General features: G+C 59.1%; 12 protein-coding genes. 1 reads left to right on the top strand and 11 read right to left on the bottom strand.

Features of this window, described 5'->3' with window-relative positions; all coding sequences use genetic code 11:
- Positions 1 to 2: 2 nt before the first annotated feature.
- From AUC60_RS00705 to AUC60_RS00660, 10 genes are all read right to left on the bottom strand, one after another.
- Positions 3 to 1,145, bottom strand: a complete 1,143-nt coding sequence (locus tag AUC60_RS00705; RefSeq protein WP_087264023.1) for a serine hydrolase domain-containing protein — start codon at positions 1,143 to 1,145, stop codon at positions 3 to 5.
- Positions 1,142 to 2,296: an iron-containing alcohol dehydrogenase gene (locus tag AUC60_RS00700; protein WP_087264021.1), complete on the bottom strand. Its 1,155-nt coding sequence runs from the start codon at positions 2,294 to 2,296 to the stop codon at positions 1,142 to 1,144. Before AUC60_RS00700 ends, AUC60_RS00705 begins: the two co-directional genes overlap by 4 nt.
- A gap of 197 nt (positions 2,297 to 2,493) precedes the next feature.
- Positions 2,494 to 3,126, bottom strand: a complete 633-nt coding sequence (locus AUC60_RS00695) for a LysE family transporter (RefSeq protein ID WP_087264019.1) — start codon at positions 3,124 to 3,126, stop codon at positions 2,494 to 2,496.
- 45 nt (positions 3,127 to 3,171) lie between these two features.
- The gene (locus AUC60_RS00690; protein ID WP_087264017.1) at positions 3,172 to 4,920 is read right to left on the bottom strand and encodes an FAD/NAD(P)-binding protein; all 1,749 of its coding nucleotides are present in this window, start codon (positions 4,918 to 4,920) and stop codon (positions 3,172 to 3,174) included.
- A gap of 5 nt (positions 4,921 to 4,925) precedes the next feature.
- Positions 4,926 to 6,935 carry a 2,3-diaminopropionate biosynthesis protein SbnB gene (sbnB, locus tag AUC60_RS00685; protein ID WP_087264015.1) on the bottom strand — a complete coding sequence of 670 codons (2,010 nt, stop codon included), beginning with the start codon at positions 6,933 to 6,935 and terminating at the stop codon, positions 4,926 to 4,928.
- Positions 6,936 to 6,945: 10 nt separating this feature from the next.
- Complete coding sequence (locus tag AUC60_RS00680; RefSeq protein WP_087264013.1) at positions 6,946 to 8,262, bottom strand: SidA/IucD/PvdA family monooxygenase; 1,317 nt, start codon at positions 8,260 to 8,262, stop codon at positions 6,946 to 6,948.
- Between the two features lie 31 nt (positions 8,263 to 8,293).
- Complete coding sequence (locus AUC60_RS00675) at positions 8,294 to 9,250, bottom strand: ABC transporter substrate-binding protein (RefSeq protein ID WP_087264011.1); 957 nt, start codon at positions 9,248 to 9,250, stop codon at positions 8,294 to 8,296.
- Positions 9,247 to 10,383 (bottom strand): NAD(P)/FAD-dependent oxidoreductase, encoded by a 1,137-nt coding sequence (locus AUC60_RS00670; protein ID WP_087264009.1) that lies wholly within the window; start codon positions 10,381 to 10,383, stop codon positions 9,247 to 9,249. Before AUC60_RS00670 ends, AUC60_RS00675 begins: the two co-directional genes overlap by 4 nt.
- Positions 10,384 to 10,398: 15 nt before the next feature.
- On the bottom strand, positions 10,399 to 11,898 hold the full coding sequence (locus tag AUC60_RS00665) for a methionine--tRNA ligase (protein ID WP_087264008.1): 1,500 nt from the start codon (positions 11,896 to 11,898) through the stop codon (positions 10,399 to 10,401).
- Complete coding sequence (locus AUC60_RS00660) at positions 11,891 to 12,283, bottom strand: cupin domain-containing protein (RefSeq protein WP_087264006.1); 393 nt, start codon at positions 12,281 to 12,283, stop codon at positions 11,891 to 11,893. The genes AUC60_RS00665 and AUC60_RS00660 overlap by 8 nt, the downstream gene beginning before the upstream one ends.
- 279 nt (positions 12,284 to 12,562) lie before the next feature.
- On the opposite strand from AUC60_RS00660, the gene AUC60_RS00655 reads away from it, so the two are divergent.
- Entirely contained in the window at positions 12,563 to 12,835 is a 273-nt protein-coding gene (locus AUC60_RS00655) for a DUF2790 domain-containing protein (protein ID WP_087264004.1), read from the top strand.
- Positions 12,836 to 13,214: 379 nt separating this feature from the next.
- Here the strand turns inward: AUC60_RS00655 and AUC60_RS00650 are convergent, their stop codons facing one another.
- Complete coding sequence (locus tag AUC60_RS00650; RefSeq protein ID WP_087264002.1) at positions 13,215 to 14,549, bottom strand: OprD family porin; 1,335 nt, start codon at positions 14,547 to 14,549, stop codon at positions 13,215 to 13,217.
- Positions 14,550 to 14,894: the final 345 nt, after the last annotated feature.

Here is a 14,894-nt window from a genome sequence, read left to right as displayed (position 1 = left end):
GCTCACGGCGAATAAATCGCTTCGATCAGGGCGTCAGGAAATTCCCCCCAGGCGCCCGCCACCGCAGTGTTGGTCATCGCCACCAGACTGATTTCGGCTTGCGGGTCCACCCAATAATGGCAGCCGTAAATCCCGCACCACGACCAGCTTCCCGGTCCTTGTAACTGCCGGGCCTGAAGCGGATCGGTCAGCAGCATGGGGCCGAGGCCAAATTTCCAGCCCGGCCCCCTGCCCTCGATCTGTACCTCGCCGATCGCATTGCTTAACAGGCTGGATGTGGCAGCCTCGGTCAATAATGGCGCACCTCCTAGTCGCAGGCACTCCAGTAAACGTAGATAGTCGTCGGCGTTGCCGACCATCCCGGCCCCGGCCGAAGACCAGCCGTGTGGATCACTGCTGCGACAGGCTGAAACGCTGGCCCTGCCGGTGTCCAGATGCAGCTCATCAGCGCAATTGATCAACACCGGCCAATGGGCGTCATCCTTGTAAGCACATGCCAGGGATTGCGGATCACCCTCGTGAAATCCGGTAGCGCTCATTCCCAGCGGCCCGGTAACCCAATGCCTGATGGCCTCAGGCAATGTCATACCTGTCGCACGCTGAATCACCACACCCAGCACGTCGGTGGCGAGTGAATACCGCCACGCGCTGCCCGGTCTGAACAGCAACGGGACGCTCGCCAGCCGCCACAGGTTTTCAGCTTGATCAAAGGCAACCAGGTCCAGCCCGTCGCTGACTCCGGCCTGTTCATATGGGTTACCGGGGGGTAATTCAAAACCATAGGCCAGCCCCGACGTGTGGGACAGCAGATGGCGCAACGTGATAATCGGCACTGAGCCGTCCGCCAGTTTCGGCGTGAAGTCCGGCAACCAGCGGGTCAGCGCATCATCGATACGTAACACGCCATGTTCCTGCAAACGCAGAACGCAGACCGAAGTGATCAGCTTGGTCAGTGACGCCAGCCGGAAACGTTGATGCCGGGTAATGGGCTTCTGCGCCTCGCGATCCGCCCAACCCCGAGCGCAGGCGTAACGAAGTTCACCCGCCTGAGCCAGCAGCACCACGCCACCGACAATCCGGCCTTGATCAACGACGCCATGCCAGACCTCGTCGATGCGCTTGATGGTCGCTGCATCGACAATCACCGGCCTCGCACCGCATTGCAGAAGATCTGCGTGTACATCTCAGCCGAATGGCGAATCGGATTGGTGTGCGAGCAGCCATCGGCAAACGCCATCTGCCCCACCAGCCCGGCGTCGCGCTCGTCGATACCCAAGGCGCCAAGCGTATGGGGAATACCGATGTGCTCACGCAGCGTCAACAACCACTCCATCACTCCGTTGAACCCCGGCCGGGTCAAACCCAGCGCCACGGCCAATGCATCCATTTGTGGCCCCAACGCCGATTGATTCGCCTGCAACACATAGGGCAGCAGGATTGCGTTGAGCAACCCGTGGTGATGGTCATACAGAGCGCCCAGCGTCTGAGCAATCGCATGCACCCCCCCCAGCCCACGCTGAAAGGCCGCTGCGCCGAGGCTGGAAGCCACGAGCATTTCCTGTCGGGCCTGAAGATCGCTGCCATCTGCGACCGCCCGGGGCAGGAACTGCTTGATCATCTGCATGCCCTTTACCGCAACGGCTTCCGCCATGGGGTGATACACCGGCGAGCAGTACGCTTCCATGCAGTGGGTCAAGGCATCGACGCCGGTTGCGGCGGTGAGGTCGGCGGGCAAATCCAGTGTCAGGTTGGCATCCAGAATAGCTACGCGCGGCATCATCCGGATATGCAGAATCGTGCGTTTGACCCGTGCCTGTTCGTCAGTGATCACTGAAGCCCGACCGACTTCCGAGCCAGTCCCGGCCGTGGTGGGCAACGCGATAATCGGGGCAATGCCGTCAGGGTCAGCGCGCTTATGGTTTTCACCGATGTCTTCAAAGTCCCACAACGGCCGAGTCTGACCGGACATCAACGCGATGGCCTTGGCGGCATCCAGCGCCGAGCCGCCACCAAAGGCAATCACCCCATCATGGGCGCCCGCTTTGTAGGCTTGCAGACCCTCGGCGACGTTGGTCCCGGTCGGGTTGCCTTTGACCTGATCGAACAGACCGCAGAGCCCAAGCGCTTTACGGCAGTCCGCCAGCGCACGCTGAATCATGTCGGTCCCGCCGAGGAAACGGTCAGTCACCAGCAGTGGTCGACGGATACCGCTGGCTTCGCAGGCCTGGGCCAATTCCCGAACGCGCCCCGGTCCCACACGGATCGACGTCGGGTAGTGCCAATCATTGCTTTGCATGGTGTTCATCCTTGTTCAAATCAATAAGAGTTGCCCCAGTCGCCCAGCAAACACGGGACCTGTAGGAGCTCACCGAGGTTACGGGGCCAGCGATAGCGTTTTATCTGACACACCGCCATCGCTGGCCTCGTAAACTCGGTGAGCTCCTACGGAATTTGGGTCAACCCGGAAAACTGCCTCTTGTCCGGATCAGACGATCAGAAAGCCCACAACCCGATCAGCAAGCGCAGGCCAAACGCGACCATGAACACACCGGTAATAATGTCGATGGCTTTTTTCATGCGCTGATAACGCGCCTGCACGGCGGGAATGGAAAACAGCGTGGCGAGCAATACGAACCAGGAGATGGCCAGCACGGCAATGATCAAAACCCCGGCGGTACGCACCCACATCGGCAAGCCCGGTGTCGAAACAGTGGTGAACACACTGGTGTAGAACGCCAGCGCCTTGGGATTGGTCATGTTGGTGAGCAAACCGAACCGATACGCCCGGCCCAGACTGCCAATACCCAGCTCGCCGATGTTGCGCGGCTTGGGTTGCGCCCCGGCATTGCACAGGCTTTTGCTGCCCAGCCAGATCAGGTACGCGCCCCCCAGCAACTGCAACGCGGGTTGCGCCCAAGGCAACTGCTGAAACATCAGACCCAACCCCGTACAGGCCAGCAATGCCCAGATGATGCTGCCCGATGCAACGCCCAATCCCGCGCAGATTCCCTGTTGTCGAGACTGGCTGATGGACAGTTGAGTAATGACCAGAAAATTCGGGCCGGGGCTGATGATCAGCACGATAAAAGCGCCGGCGAGCGCGGTCAGCAAAGTGATCTCGACCATGGAGATAATCCTTCTTCAGTAATTGATAAAAGTGAATGGGGGGAGTTAATTAACCGCCAGACTCTCGACCTCGACCTCGACATGCAGCGCCGCGAGGCAGGCCCGCACCGCAGTTCGCGCCTGCAACGGTGCTTTGCAGGCAGGATCCGGCGTTGGCACGTAATGGTTGTAAAACGTGCTGCCTTCGACGCCGGGCCCAAGCACCCAAAGGCGCTCATGGGCAGAACCATCGCGACGTAGCGCCCGGCTTTGGGCATCAACCGCGATGCCGTCAGCCGGGTATGGATGCGCTGTTTTGATCAGGCCTTGCCCAAGCAAGTCATCGATCAAAAGCAAACGGTTCTGGCCCAGGCCACTGGGGGCGTTGCGGGCACTGATCAGGCTGTCGATTTCAATCGCGTGGATGCCATCAGGCGCTACAGGCATGACCACGCCAGCATTCATCAGCGCCAGCAAATCCTCGTAACGCTCCTTCTGCGGCCCACCGACCAGACGATTGCCAAGGCCTGCCCATGCGCCGTAGAACTCAAGGGTCGAGCGATCATTGAGGCCGTCGTGATCGGCGACTAATCGCAACAGGTCCCGGCAGTCACGCCACACCTCCAGCGCTTGCGTGAGTGGACTCGCATCAACACCCAGACAACTGCGCGTCAGATCGCGGGCGACCCACTGCCGAAACCATTGGGAGTAGTGTTGCGGATCGCCCCGCCAGCCCTGAATATTCAGATAGGCCTGCGGCTCGAACGGGCCAAATTCTTCGGCCAATGCTGCAAAAACCTTCCGCAGCGCTTGTTCAGTCTTCGCGTTTTGCAGCGAGTGGCGAACAAACTCCAGACGGCCCGGCTGCTGCAGACGCGCTTGCGCCAGGTAGAAAGCATTGCGCATCTCGTCCTCGATCAGCGGCAAAACCTGCTGAGCGAAATCCAGTCGCCCGTCCGGGCTGTTTTTGCGCAGCTCGACAATAACCTGGGCGGTGAAGAACAACCGTTGCGTCACCGAAGACGCTGGCGTCCCATGCGGCCGACAATGAAACGGCAGGCCCGAGCGGGAAAACAGATAAATCTGCGGCTCACGCCCCGAAGGTAGATAACGCCATCCACCCTGGCTGTCATCGCGGACAAAGCGACCACCCCGGCCTTCAGTCAGGTGGGCGATCTGATCCATGGCGCTCAGACCAAGGCCTTCGATCGCTACGCGTTTACCTTCGCAATCTGCCTCTGGTTGCGGCGTGTGTCCGGTGGTCAGAAACACTGCGTCAGCCTCAACGTCCAGCCCTTCAGCGGTGTGCAGGTGAAAGCCTTGATTACCAGATTTCGGGCGACAGCCAATAATCAGGTTCCGACGATGGTTGACCTGCACTTGGGGCGGGCAAAGCGTCAGCAGATATCGATAGCAATCGCGCAGGTAACGGCCAAGCAGCTTGCGCGGTACGAAGTCAGCAAACTCGATAGGCCGCCCTGCTTCGCTGCCACTGGTATGACCGCGCTCATTCAGAAGTAGCCCCTCAGCGGTACACCACTGCAGGAAGGTCAGCCCCGGCGTTTCATCCGGCTGCCACGCCGGATAAGCCGAAGAAAAGCCGGACAACTGGCCCGCCATGGTGTTGAGCATCAAGTAGTCCGGTTGCTCGGGTGAGTGCAGACCACTGCCTGGCAGTTGTGGGTCGAACAGGTCGATCACCAGCGGCCTGTGCGAATCCCGTCGGGCCGCGCCGATCAGTTGTTCCAGCACGCTGAGGCCGCGAGAACCCATGCCTATGATGACAATGCGTTGGGCGTCAAAAAACGTTGGCATGGGCATCACCAGCGCTTCGATTCAAAGAAAAATTCCGGAACTGGCAACGTCGCGCCCTGTTCCACTGCGTAGTCATAAACCCGCTTGCCCACCGCCAGATCAAGCACGCCCAAACCGAACGGCGAGAAAATCGTCGGCCGATCAGGGCTGACTTCCACCTCGCCCAGCATCAGTTGCGCCAGGGTGCCGGTGATGAACCCGCGATGCTGATAATGCTGTACGGCCAGGTCCGGCGAGGTCTGGGCTTTGAGGCAATGCTCGACATCATCAAGGATGTTATTGGCCTGCGCGATGATCTCCGGCCCCAAATCGCGCAGGGAAATATTCAGCAGGATCTGCTCTGGCCGGAAGCGCTGTTCAATGACATACGGGCTCGGCGCCGTGGTGGCGAACACCACGACATCGGCCTGCAATGCCCTATCGAGGTCAACTGCCTGACACGCCAGTTGGTGTTGCACAGTCGCGTGACCAATGAGTGCGGCGGCTGAATCGCTGTGCAGATCGAACACCTCCAGCGCGTCGATCTGCCAGCCGTCACTGACAAACATATCGAGGATGGTCCGGGCAATGAACCCGGCACCCACCACTGACAAGCGTCCCACCTTGCGTTGCTGCCGGTTAAGCCAGCGCGCCGCCAGCACCGCTGACGCCGCAGTGCGCATGGCGCTGATCCGCGATGCTTCCAGGCAGGCATAGGCATAACCGCTGCGCGCGTCGTTGAGGATCAGCACCGCCGAGGCGCGTTGCAGGCCCGACTCGATGTTGCCGGGGAAACTGGAGATCCACTTGATGCCACTGACCGATTGCTCGCCGGACAGACTGGCAGGCAGCGCAATAATGCGATTGGCCGGAGCCTGCGGGAAGCGCAGGAAGTAACTATCGGGGTTGATGCTGCGCCCGGCATGATGCTCCAGATAGGCCTGCTGAACATCATCGATGCAGGCCACTGGATCCTCGGCGAGTATTCGCGCGACAGTCTTGCCATCGACCACATGAAAGGCCGATTGCTTCAGGCGGGCACTGTGCAAATCAGTGGTCCGCGATGGCTCGACAGGCATGTCATCCAGAGTCATCTGCAACACCTGACGGCCAAACCGCTGCTCGACCCAGTGATCATCGTAAAGGGTGTCGAGATAGCGCTCGCCCCAATCCGGCGAGAGCGCGACGACCACCGAACCCGGTTCAATGCGCTCGCGCCAGGCATGCACCGCGGCGATGACCGTCGCGGTGGAACCGCCCACCAGCAGACCTTTGTTGCGCGCCAGCAAACGGCACATGGCAATGGTCCGCTCCTCCGGGACCATTTCCAGATAATGAATACCCTCGGCGTTGAAAATCGGCGGCCGCTGGCTGGTGCCCAGCCCCGGAATGAAGCGCTTGCCGGGTGGCGTATCAAAAGTCACAGAGCCCACACTGTCCACCGCCACAATCGTCGTCGCCGGGTGGTGACGGCGGAAATACTGTACGCAGCCCATCAGCGTGCCGGTGGTGCCCGCGCCGACAAACAGGTAATCCACGTGGCCAAAGTGCCGACCGATGGACTGCGCGGTGGTCCGGGCATGAGCGCGCGGGTTGGCAGCGTTTTCGTATTGGTTGAGCCACACGAAGCGCGGGTCATCAGCGACTTTCTGGCGGATCAGCGCGATGCGCGTACCGAGATACCCACCGTTGGCGTCCAGCTCATTGACCTGGATAACCTCGGCGCCATAGGTCTGCATCAGGCGGATGTTGTGATTGGAGCTGTTCGGATCAACCACGCAAGTGAACCTGATGCCGCGTTCGGCACAGATCATCGCCAGCGCCACACCCAGATTGCCCGACGAGGATTCGATCAGCACGGTGTCCGCGTTGATCTGGCCCCGACTCTGCAAATCATCGACCAGGCCGACGGCTGTCTTGAGCTTGATCGAGCCTGCGGGATTCAGCGACTCCAGCTTTAGAAAGAACTCAGGCCCGATCCCCGCTACTTTGAGAAAGGTCTGATCGTGAACGATTTCGGAAATGTTGTTGTACATGAGGGTCACGTCATTCAGTCAGCAGCGGTTCAAGGGTTTGCGCCTGCACGGCACGTTCGAGGCCCAGCGCGATACGCTCGGCACGCAATGCCATCAGCGAAAACGACTGGCTGTCGCTGATGCCGTGACTGCGCTCGGAGAGCCCGTTGACCCACAACTTGATGTCGCATTGGCCCTGTGTAGCGATGCGGTAATCGCGATCAATCACCAGCCCGCCATCCAGATCGGCCTTTAGCCACGGCTGCAAGTTGCTTAGCAGCGGCGGCAAGACAGGCTGCTGATAACCGGTGCCCAGCACAATTACGTCAACCTCCAGCACCTGACTGCGTAGGCTGAAGGTGTCCGTCAGCGTGACCTGGTAGCCATCGGTGATTTTTTCCACCTTGCTGATCTCGCTGTAGGCATGGGTGCGCAGGCGTTGGCGACCGGCGATGGCGTCTTCGTAGATCAGTGAAAACAGCTTCTGGCTTTCGTCCGGATCGATTCCGGCGTAATTGGTCGATCGACTCCAGCCCAGAAAACGCTGCCGGGCGGCAGGGTCCAGGCCGTGGAAGTAATCCACGTGGTCCGGGGCGAACACCCGATTGGGGAACTGTCCGAGCTGGGTCAGTTTGAAACCCGCAGAACGATGGGCCGAATGCACAAGGATGTGGCGCTCCCGGGCGATCAGTTCCAGCACCGATTCGCTTGCACTCTGCCCTGAGCCGACCACCAGCCAGCGCTTGGGCAAGGACTCGCCGAACGCCTGCAAGCGGGTCAGGAACTGCGAGGTGTGAAACAACGTCGGTCCGAGCAAACCCTGGAACAGCTCAGGGATATGAGGCGCGCTGCCGCTGGACAGCACGATATTGCGGGTTTCGACACGGCCGTTCGGTATTTCGATCTGAACACGGCTAAGGCGCCCCTCCTCCATCACCGGCAGAATTTCCCTGACCGGTGCATTGAATTTCGTCTGACCATCGACTTGCGCCGAAACCCAGCGCAGGTAGTCCGACCATTCGTGGCGACTGGCCGGGCGACCCAGCAGGCCGAAGTCGAACATGCGGCCCTGATCCTTGAGGTACATGGCGAACGAAAAGCGGCTGCGCGGATCACGCGGCGTGACCAGATCACGGAACACGTGATGATTGATGTCCGTACCGCTGAGGAGCAGTTCGCGATGCCACTGTGTGTCATGAGCGGCCTCCAGAAAACACATGGAAAGCTCGCCAAGCGGTGAGCCTGCTTCGCGTGCGTCTTCGAAGACACACGACAGCGCGATGCCCGCCGGACCGAAGCCGATACACACGGCGTCTGCGTGAACGCCCCCTGTTGTTGATGCACTCATTTGCGTCCCATCCATAGTGTTTAAGGCATTGCTATTCGTTAATGGCTTGCAGCCCTTGGGGGCCCACTCGCCAGAGGTTGTTACACGCGCCCCGGCGCTCGCCCTGATCGAAACTGACGTCGCCCAACGGCGTGTTGAAGGTGGTGTGATTCAAGGCATGCAGCAGCTCGGCGCGACGCCAGTGGCGGCCGGCCAATACGCCCAGTACGTGGAACAGCAGCAGGCTTTCCCGGTAGTAGGTTTCAGCGGCTGTCCCAAAAAGTGCCCTGTGCTGCAAGATGCCCGGACATGGCTGCTCTGGATTTTCGGCATTGCCGAAACCGATCACCCAGGTCGTGCGGTCGTCCGCGGCGGCGTTGCCCAGATATGGCGAAGCGGCATCATCGGTGAGGATCAGCGGCCGCTGACTGCCCGCCGCACGACGCTGCTGCCAATGCTCGCGGCTGCTGCGCAGGCGCCCGGCAAATACTTCCACCTGCGCCAGTTCACGCTCATCGGTCTGGCGTAGGCCGCCATCCCTTGCAGCCTGAGCAATGCACTTGGCCAAGGCTTGTCCGTGCGCACTGTTATCGGCGCAGATGTGCAGGGTTTGCCAGCCTTTGACGGCGATCCAGCCGAGCAGATCCCTGGCCAGTTGCCGGTCCGACGGGCAAAAACGAAACACGTTGTGATGGTCCTGGGTCAGGCAATCAATCGTCGCCGCCGGGGTCAGCAACGCGATGCCCGCTTGCCGATAAACCGGTGCTGCGCTGACTGCCGCATCGGATGAGAAATGACCGATCACCAGGTCGACGTCAGCAGCCACCATGTGCTCCGCGACCTGCTCGGCACGCGCACGATTGGCGCCGTCATCAAGGAAATGCCACTGCACCGGAGCCAGAGCCGGGATGAAGTTTCGTGCCACGCACATTGCCCGTAGAAAAGTTCTCGCGTGGGGAGTGACCGCAGGATCAAACAAGGCAGACACACCGACTTTGAGCATCGTCATGGCTGCACTCCCGCGACAACTTCCCCATGTTGCATGGCACGCCGTGGGGACAGTGCCGACCAGCCAGCGCCAGTTTCCTTACCGAGCAGGCGACTTTGCATGTGCTCAAAAGCGATCTGGGCGATGCCAGGCGCAAACTTGAAGCCCAGGCCGGACATGCCAGTGGCGAGGAACACCGGACTGTCTTCCTCGACAAACCCCAGCAGCGGGCGACCGTCTGGGCTGTAGCTATCAAAACCGGGCAGCACATCCAGCACTTCAGAGTGAGTACAGCCGGTCAACTGACGCACCCGATTGACCGCGTCCTGCCGATTGCGCAGGTCAGTGGCTGGCAGATCATCCGGAGATTGCTCCGTGTCGCGAAAGCCACAACCGGTCTGCACCACCTGGCGCGTCAGGGGAATCAGGTAACTCTGGCTGACGGCATCAATCACCGGCATGCCGCACTCTGTGTTGGTCAGTACCCGAGCCAGCGGAATGGAGCGGGTTTGCAGTTGCAAACCCGGCACCCATCGCCGACTCCAGCCACCGGCAGCCACCACCAGCGCACGGCAACGCAAGGTGCTCTCGCCCAGTCCTACATGGACCTCGTGAGGTGATTTGCAATCAATGGCGCGTACTTGGCAATGTTCCAGCAACAGGCCATTGCGCCGCACCACATCTGCCAGCAGTTGGGTCGCCAGCCTGACGTTGCCGATGCAGGCATGCGGCTCGTACAGATTGACCCGAGCTTGATCAGGGCACAGTGGAAACTGCCCGCCATCCAGCTCGCGACTGGCGATCAGGCGCATGGGGTAACGAGGGCTGGCGTGTTGCTCAATGGCGCGGCAGAGGTCGTCCATTTGCTCAGGCGCAGCGCGATAGAGTGCGCCGCTGCGCTGCAAGGCCCGAGCGTACGTACCGGCGAAAATACCGTCGTCCAGCAGGCCAATCGAAAACGCAGCGAAGTCCATCAACAGTGGGTCGGGGTCATACACCCGCACCAGCCCGCCGGACAGCGCACTTGCTCCGCCAGCGCCTGCCGCGTCCTTATCGATCAGGGCCACAGCCAGTCCGGCAGTGCTGAGCCGTGCCGCAATACTGGCGCCGATAATGCCCGCGCCGATCACTGCGACGTCATAGTCCATCAACATGAGGTGTGCGTCCGTTCAAATGCAGTATTCAGCGGCCGAGCCGGTGAGAATCGTTGCACTGACCCTGTCCAGTGGCAGCTCGAATGATTCGACGATGCGTGCGGTCGTGTCCGGAATCAGCGCCTGACCGGTCACGGCAATGAACGCGGCGAAGTGGCTGACCGGACGTCCTTCGCCCAGACGGATACGCGCGATGGCAATCACGTCGAGCAGGACGCTGGCCATGGTTTTCATAGAGAATTGTTCCGGCTGCGTGGCCTTGACCCATTGCAGCCGCAACGCTTCAAGCAGGCCAGCGTCAGGTCCGCACATGCCGCTCCACCAACTGCCGTGCTGCCGGGCGCCCGCCTCAAGCAACGCAGGGAAAAACTCGCCAAACAGGCTGTCGCGCCAGAGCAGGAAATGCTGCAGACGGAAATCGCCCTCACACTCCTCCGGCGCAATACTCGCCAGATACAACCGAGCGCTGTCGGCACAGGCTTGGCGGGCCAGATCGGCGACCCAGATCGCATGGTTGCGGCTAGTGGACAGGTTCAAGCCGTCAAGCTTGAGGAACTGGTTGGGCATGAAGTGTTGGCGGATCTGCAGATCGTCCAGCACCGACAACAAGGCCGGGTAAACCACAGCGTGACTGAACACACAGTCGAAACCGAGAAAATGCACCAGCGTGCCCTGCCCCGACTGCCAGTACTGCTGGAACAGCTCGGGCTCGCCTATGCGAGCGGCGTGTTCGCGGAAAGCGGCCATATAACCGGCCAGCCCCATGAACCAGGTGTGCACCCGGCACGAATCGCCTTCAGCCAGATCCAGCCCCGCGTCGCCGGGCCGGGTCACGCCCCAGTCATGTAAATGTTCGAGCGTCTCGGGCAGCCAGCTGTCCAGCGGCTTGCGCCATTTGCGATTGAGCAGGCTGTCGCGTAACGCGGGTTTGAACCGCGCCAGTTTGAGGAATGCCCGATGGCTGCTGCGCCACTGCACTGGCTCACTGCACAGCTTGCAACGCAGTTCGCTCATCAGTTCGGAGTCGGGAGCCTGAGCGCAGTTTTCACACTGGCTGGCATCGGACTCGGCCCCGCAGTAGTTACACAGGCCACGAGCAAACGCTTCGTAGCCCCAGACGTCACAGTCAGGGCAGTACGCCTCGCTGGAATCACGAAATTCGATGGCTCCCGCTGCGCGGGCCTTGTCGAAAACCTCTCGCACGGCGTCGGCAAAAAACGGATTGCCATGTGGACGCATCCAGTTGTCGGGCCTGATGTTGATCGCCGCGAGTGACGCTTCAATCCGATCAGAGTTGCGCCCCGCCAGCTCGACCGGGTCCACGCCCTGCTCCAGCCCTTTGCGCAGCATGTAGGACTGGTAATCGTCGGAATAGGAAACCAGCACACAGTCATGACCCCGCTGGCGCTGAACACGGGTGAAAACATCCGCGCCCAGAAAAGGCCCGGCAATGTGCCCGATGTGCAGGTCGCCATTGGGTGTCGGCGGCGTGATGGTGACAACGAACCTAGTCATTCAGGCACCCCGTGGTTTCGTTGTGTTGGGCGACGAAGTCATTGACGTAGTTCATGTCCCACCAGACCACGTAGAAGTGAAAGTCCTCCTCCGAGTCATTGATGATGTAGTGATTGGTGTGCTTCGGAATCGCCGCGATATCTCCTACGCCGAACTCCAGTTCACGCTCACCCACGACCAGTCGCGAGCGGCCTTTGATGGCGATGAAGATTTCCTGATCGATCTGGGTGTGTGCTTCGCTGCTTGTTCCTGGCCGGACGACGCACCAGCCCCCGGCAAACGGCATCGGGTAGCCCTGCCATGGCAGTAAACGACTGCCGTCCAGACCGTATTGATGGACCAGATTATCGAAGCGGGTTTGTCGAAGTATTTCGAACTTCTGCATGTTCAGCGTCCGTGGCTAATTAATGGCCAGAGCATGCAGTCGGCGATAGAAAGTGGCTATCTGATCCATTGATACAACCGACGTCGCGTATCTAATTATTAGATCCGAATGGTTTAAGCGGTTCGAATATCAACTTCACACATGTATCGGCCCCGGTGATGGCGTGTATCGACACGCTCCATTTTTGAATGACCATTGGCGCGCATAGAATCCACTTCAACAGCAAAGCAAATCTGAAGCTTTGCAGAAAAAATTACTTAAACGTCTTCGGAGATACACATGAAAAACCTCGCGCTGTTCGCCGCTTTATCGTTCTTCGCGGTCTTCGCTTCGGCTAACGACCAAGTCAATAACAACTCGCAGATTCCAGCGGCGGTCGATTACGACTACTCGCAAAACCTTGATATTGCCAAAGTTCTCAACGTGACGGCGGCGCAAAGTAATACCTGTGGCCCAGTCGTGGCGCACATGCTGTACCTCGACAGCAAAGGCGTTGAGCACAACCTGGAATACACCCGCATCAGTGATGGCAACAACTGCCAGAATGGCTGAGTCGGATGCTTATTGGCTCAACGTATGACGTAAACAAAAGGCCGCAGCATTTCACTATGCAGCGGCCTTGTCAGTTTAGGGTTACCCCGTCGGGTGACACCTGAGCCACAGGCCATGAACAATAATTGCGCTCATGGTCAGTACTGCGACAAGTGCGATGATTAAAAACACATCGTTATAAAAAAGTATGTTGACTTCGCGGGTCGCTGAAATAGCGAATGTTCCTGCCAGCCGCGCGAACCCGATACCCGTATCAATGTATCAGCGATACCCGGGATGTCGTGGGGACGATTGCTCGTTTGTAAATTACAAACTTTCAGCCAGGGAGGCCCAGGCGCCAGGCAAACACAATGTCCGCCTGGCGATGATGCGAGGGGTATTAGAAGATATTGATCGGGTAGTCGGCGATCAGACGGAATTCGTTGTTATCCGTATCGCCCTGATCAGCATTGGCCCGGTGCCAGGACTGGCGCATACGCAACGCCAGATCTTTGGCTGGCCCCGATTGCACCACGTACTTGGCCTCCAGATCAGTCTCATGGTGCTTGCCGTCTTCGCCATAACCGCCGTACCGGGTATTGGCAGGCATGTTCGTGCCGTCGATATCATCACCCGTGACGTAGCGCACCATGAACCCCAGACCGGGCACACCATAACTCGCCATGTTCAGGTCATAACGCGCCTGCCATGACTTTTCTCCGGGGCCATTGAAGTCCGAATATTGCACGGAGTTGCTGAGGAAGATGGAGTCCGCTGTATCGCCTGCCGAGTTATTACCGAAAGCCACGTAATCAAATGGCGTATCGCCATTAACTTTCTGGAACGCCAGCGTCACCGTGTGCGCCGTCAGGAAAGAATAAGCCGCCGCCATCGACCAGGTAGTGTTACTGATATCCCCGGCCTTGGCCTGACCCGAATCCGTAGTGCGATAGATATTGAAATCCAGATTGAGTGACTGCTCTTCGGCAAGTGGCAGCGTGAAATTGGTATTGGCATAGTACTGGTGCCATACATCTTTGAGGTCCGAACCATAGAGGCTGACGGTCAGATTATCGTTGATGGTGTACTTGCCACCGGCATAATCAACGCTGGATGCCTCGACATCTGCATAGGACGCGTACAGACCGTGATCGTTATTGGTCGTGACCGGGCCATTACTTCCCGTGAAGTGGCCAACGTCAAGATCCAGACCGTCGATTTCACTGCTCAGCAAATTGAAGCCGGTTGCGGTTTGCGGGAACAGTCTGGTCCCCCCGGCGGCAAATACCGGCGCCGTCGGCTGCAGGTTGCCGTAACGCAGTTCAGTCTTGGATATACGCAGTTTGACTGCACCGCCGGCAGTTCCGTACTCATCCTCAGGCGAATCGTTGCGGTTCACCGGCAGATTCCCGGTGCCGCTGGTCCCGGCACCGCCGTCCAGCTTCAACCCCCAGTAACCATAGGCGTCAACGCCAAAACCGACCGTGCCCTGGGTGAAGCCGGAGCTGAAATTACCCAGCACTGCCTGGGTCCAGTCCTTCTGGTCGCCCGTGCGTTCGCCGTTGCTGTTTTTTCCGTCACGATTGAAGTAATAGTTTCTGAGATTGATGTTGAGGCTACTGCCTTCAACAAACCCGGTGGCCTCTGATTGATCGCTGACAGCGCCTGCCGACGCGAGCTGACTGACGCCCAGCGACACCGCAAGCGTGATGAGATTGCACTTCAGAAACTTCATTCTTTTCCCCTGTTTCAATATTGCTTATCGTTTTCGCGCAACAAGGCTACAGCAATAGTTGCGGCCCTGACGCAGACGTACGCGATAAGTGAAGAGATTCGGCAGAAATAAAATGAATAAAAATATTATTGACATACAGAATTGATCAAGAATTCTAGCGATTCCGTTCGTGAATCTGCAGCCGGTCTGGATAGCAGGTTTGCTCCCCTGCCGGCGATTTTTTAACACCTTTCAAAATTCATGACCTGTGCAATTGATGATAGTCACTATCAATTATCGTAATAGTCTGAATCTTTCCCACGATGTTAGTGTTGGCGGCGATGAAGAACATGTTTCGATCGCTCT

The sequence above is a fragment of the Pseudomonas caspiana genome, assembly GCF_002158995.1.
In the GTDB taxonomy this organism is placed as follows: Bacteria; Pseudomonadota; Gammaproteobacteria; order Pseudomonadales; family Pseudomonadaceae; genus Aquipseudomonas; species Aquipseudomonas caspiana.
Note: the sequence above shows the minus strand (reverse complement) of the source record. Positions and strands in the feature narration are given on the sequence as shown.

Bases quoted from the DNA above. Each gene is read 5' to 3' on its own strand.
- AUC60_RS00700 (WP_087264021.1), bottom strand. From the start codon at position 2,296: ATGCAAAGCAATGATTGGCACTACCCGACGTCGATCCGTGTGGGACCG.
- AUC60_RS00695 (WP_087264019.1), bottom strand. From the start codon at position 3,126: ATGGTCGAGATCACTTTGCTGACCGCGCTCGCCGGCGCTTTTATCGTG.
- AUC60_RS00690 (WP_087264017.1), bottom strand. From the start codon at position 4,920: ATGCCAACGTTTTTTGACGCCCAACGCATTGTCATCATAGGCATGGGT.
- sbnB (WP_087264015.1), bottom strand. From the start codon at position 6,935: ATGTACAACAACATTTCCGAAATCGTTCACGATCAGACCTTTCTCAAA.
- AUC60_RS00680 (WP_087264013.1), bottom strand. From the start codon at position 8,262: ATGAGTGCATCAACAACAGGGGGCGTTCACGCAGACGCCGTGTGTATC.
- AUC60_RS00675 (WP_087264011.1), bottom strand. From the start codon at position 9,250: ATGACGATGCTCAAAGTCGGTGTGTCTGCCTTGTTTGATCCTGCGGTC.
- AUC60_RS00670 (WP_087264009.1), bottom strand. From the start codon at position 10,383: ATGTTGATGGACTATGACGTCGCAGTGATCGGCGCGGGCATTATCGGC.
- AUC60_RS00665 (WP_087264008.1), bottom strand. From the start codon at position 11,898: ATGACTAGGTTCGTTGTCACCATCACGCCGCCGACACCCAATGGCGAC.
- AUC60_RS00660 (WP_087264006.1), bottom strand. From the start codon at position 12,283: ATGCAGAAGTTCGAAATACTTCGACAAACCCGCTTCGATAATCTGGTC.
- AUC60_RS00655 (WP_087264004.1), top strand. From the start codon at position 12,563: ATGAAAAACCTCGCGCTGTTCGCCGCTTTATCGTTCTTCGCGGTCTTC.
- AUC60_RS00650 (WP_087264002.1), bottom strand. From the start codon at position 14,549: ATGAAGTTTCTGAAGTGCAATCTCATCACGCTTGCGGTGTCGCTGGGC.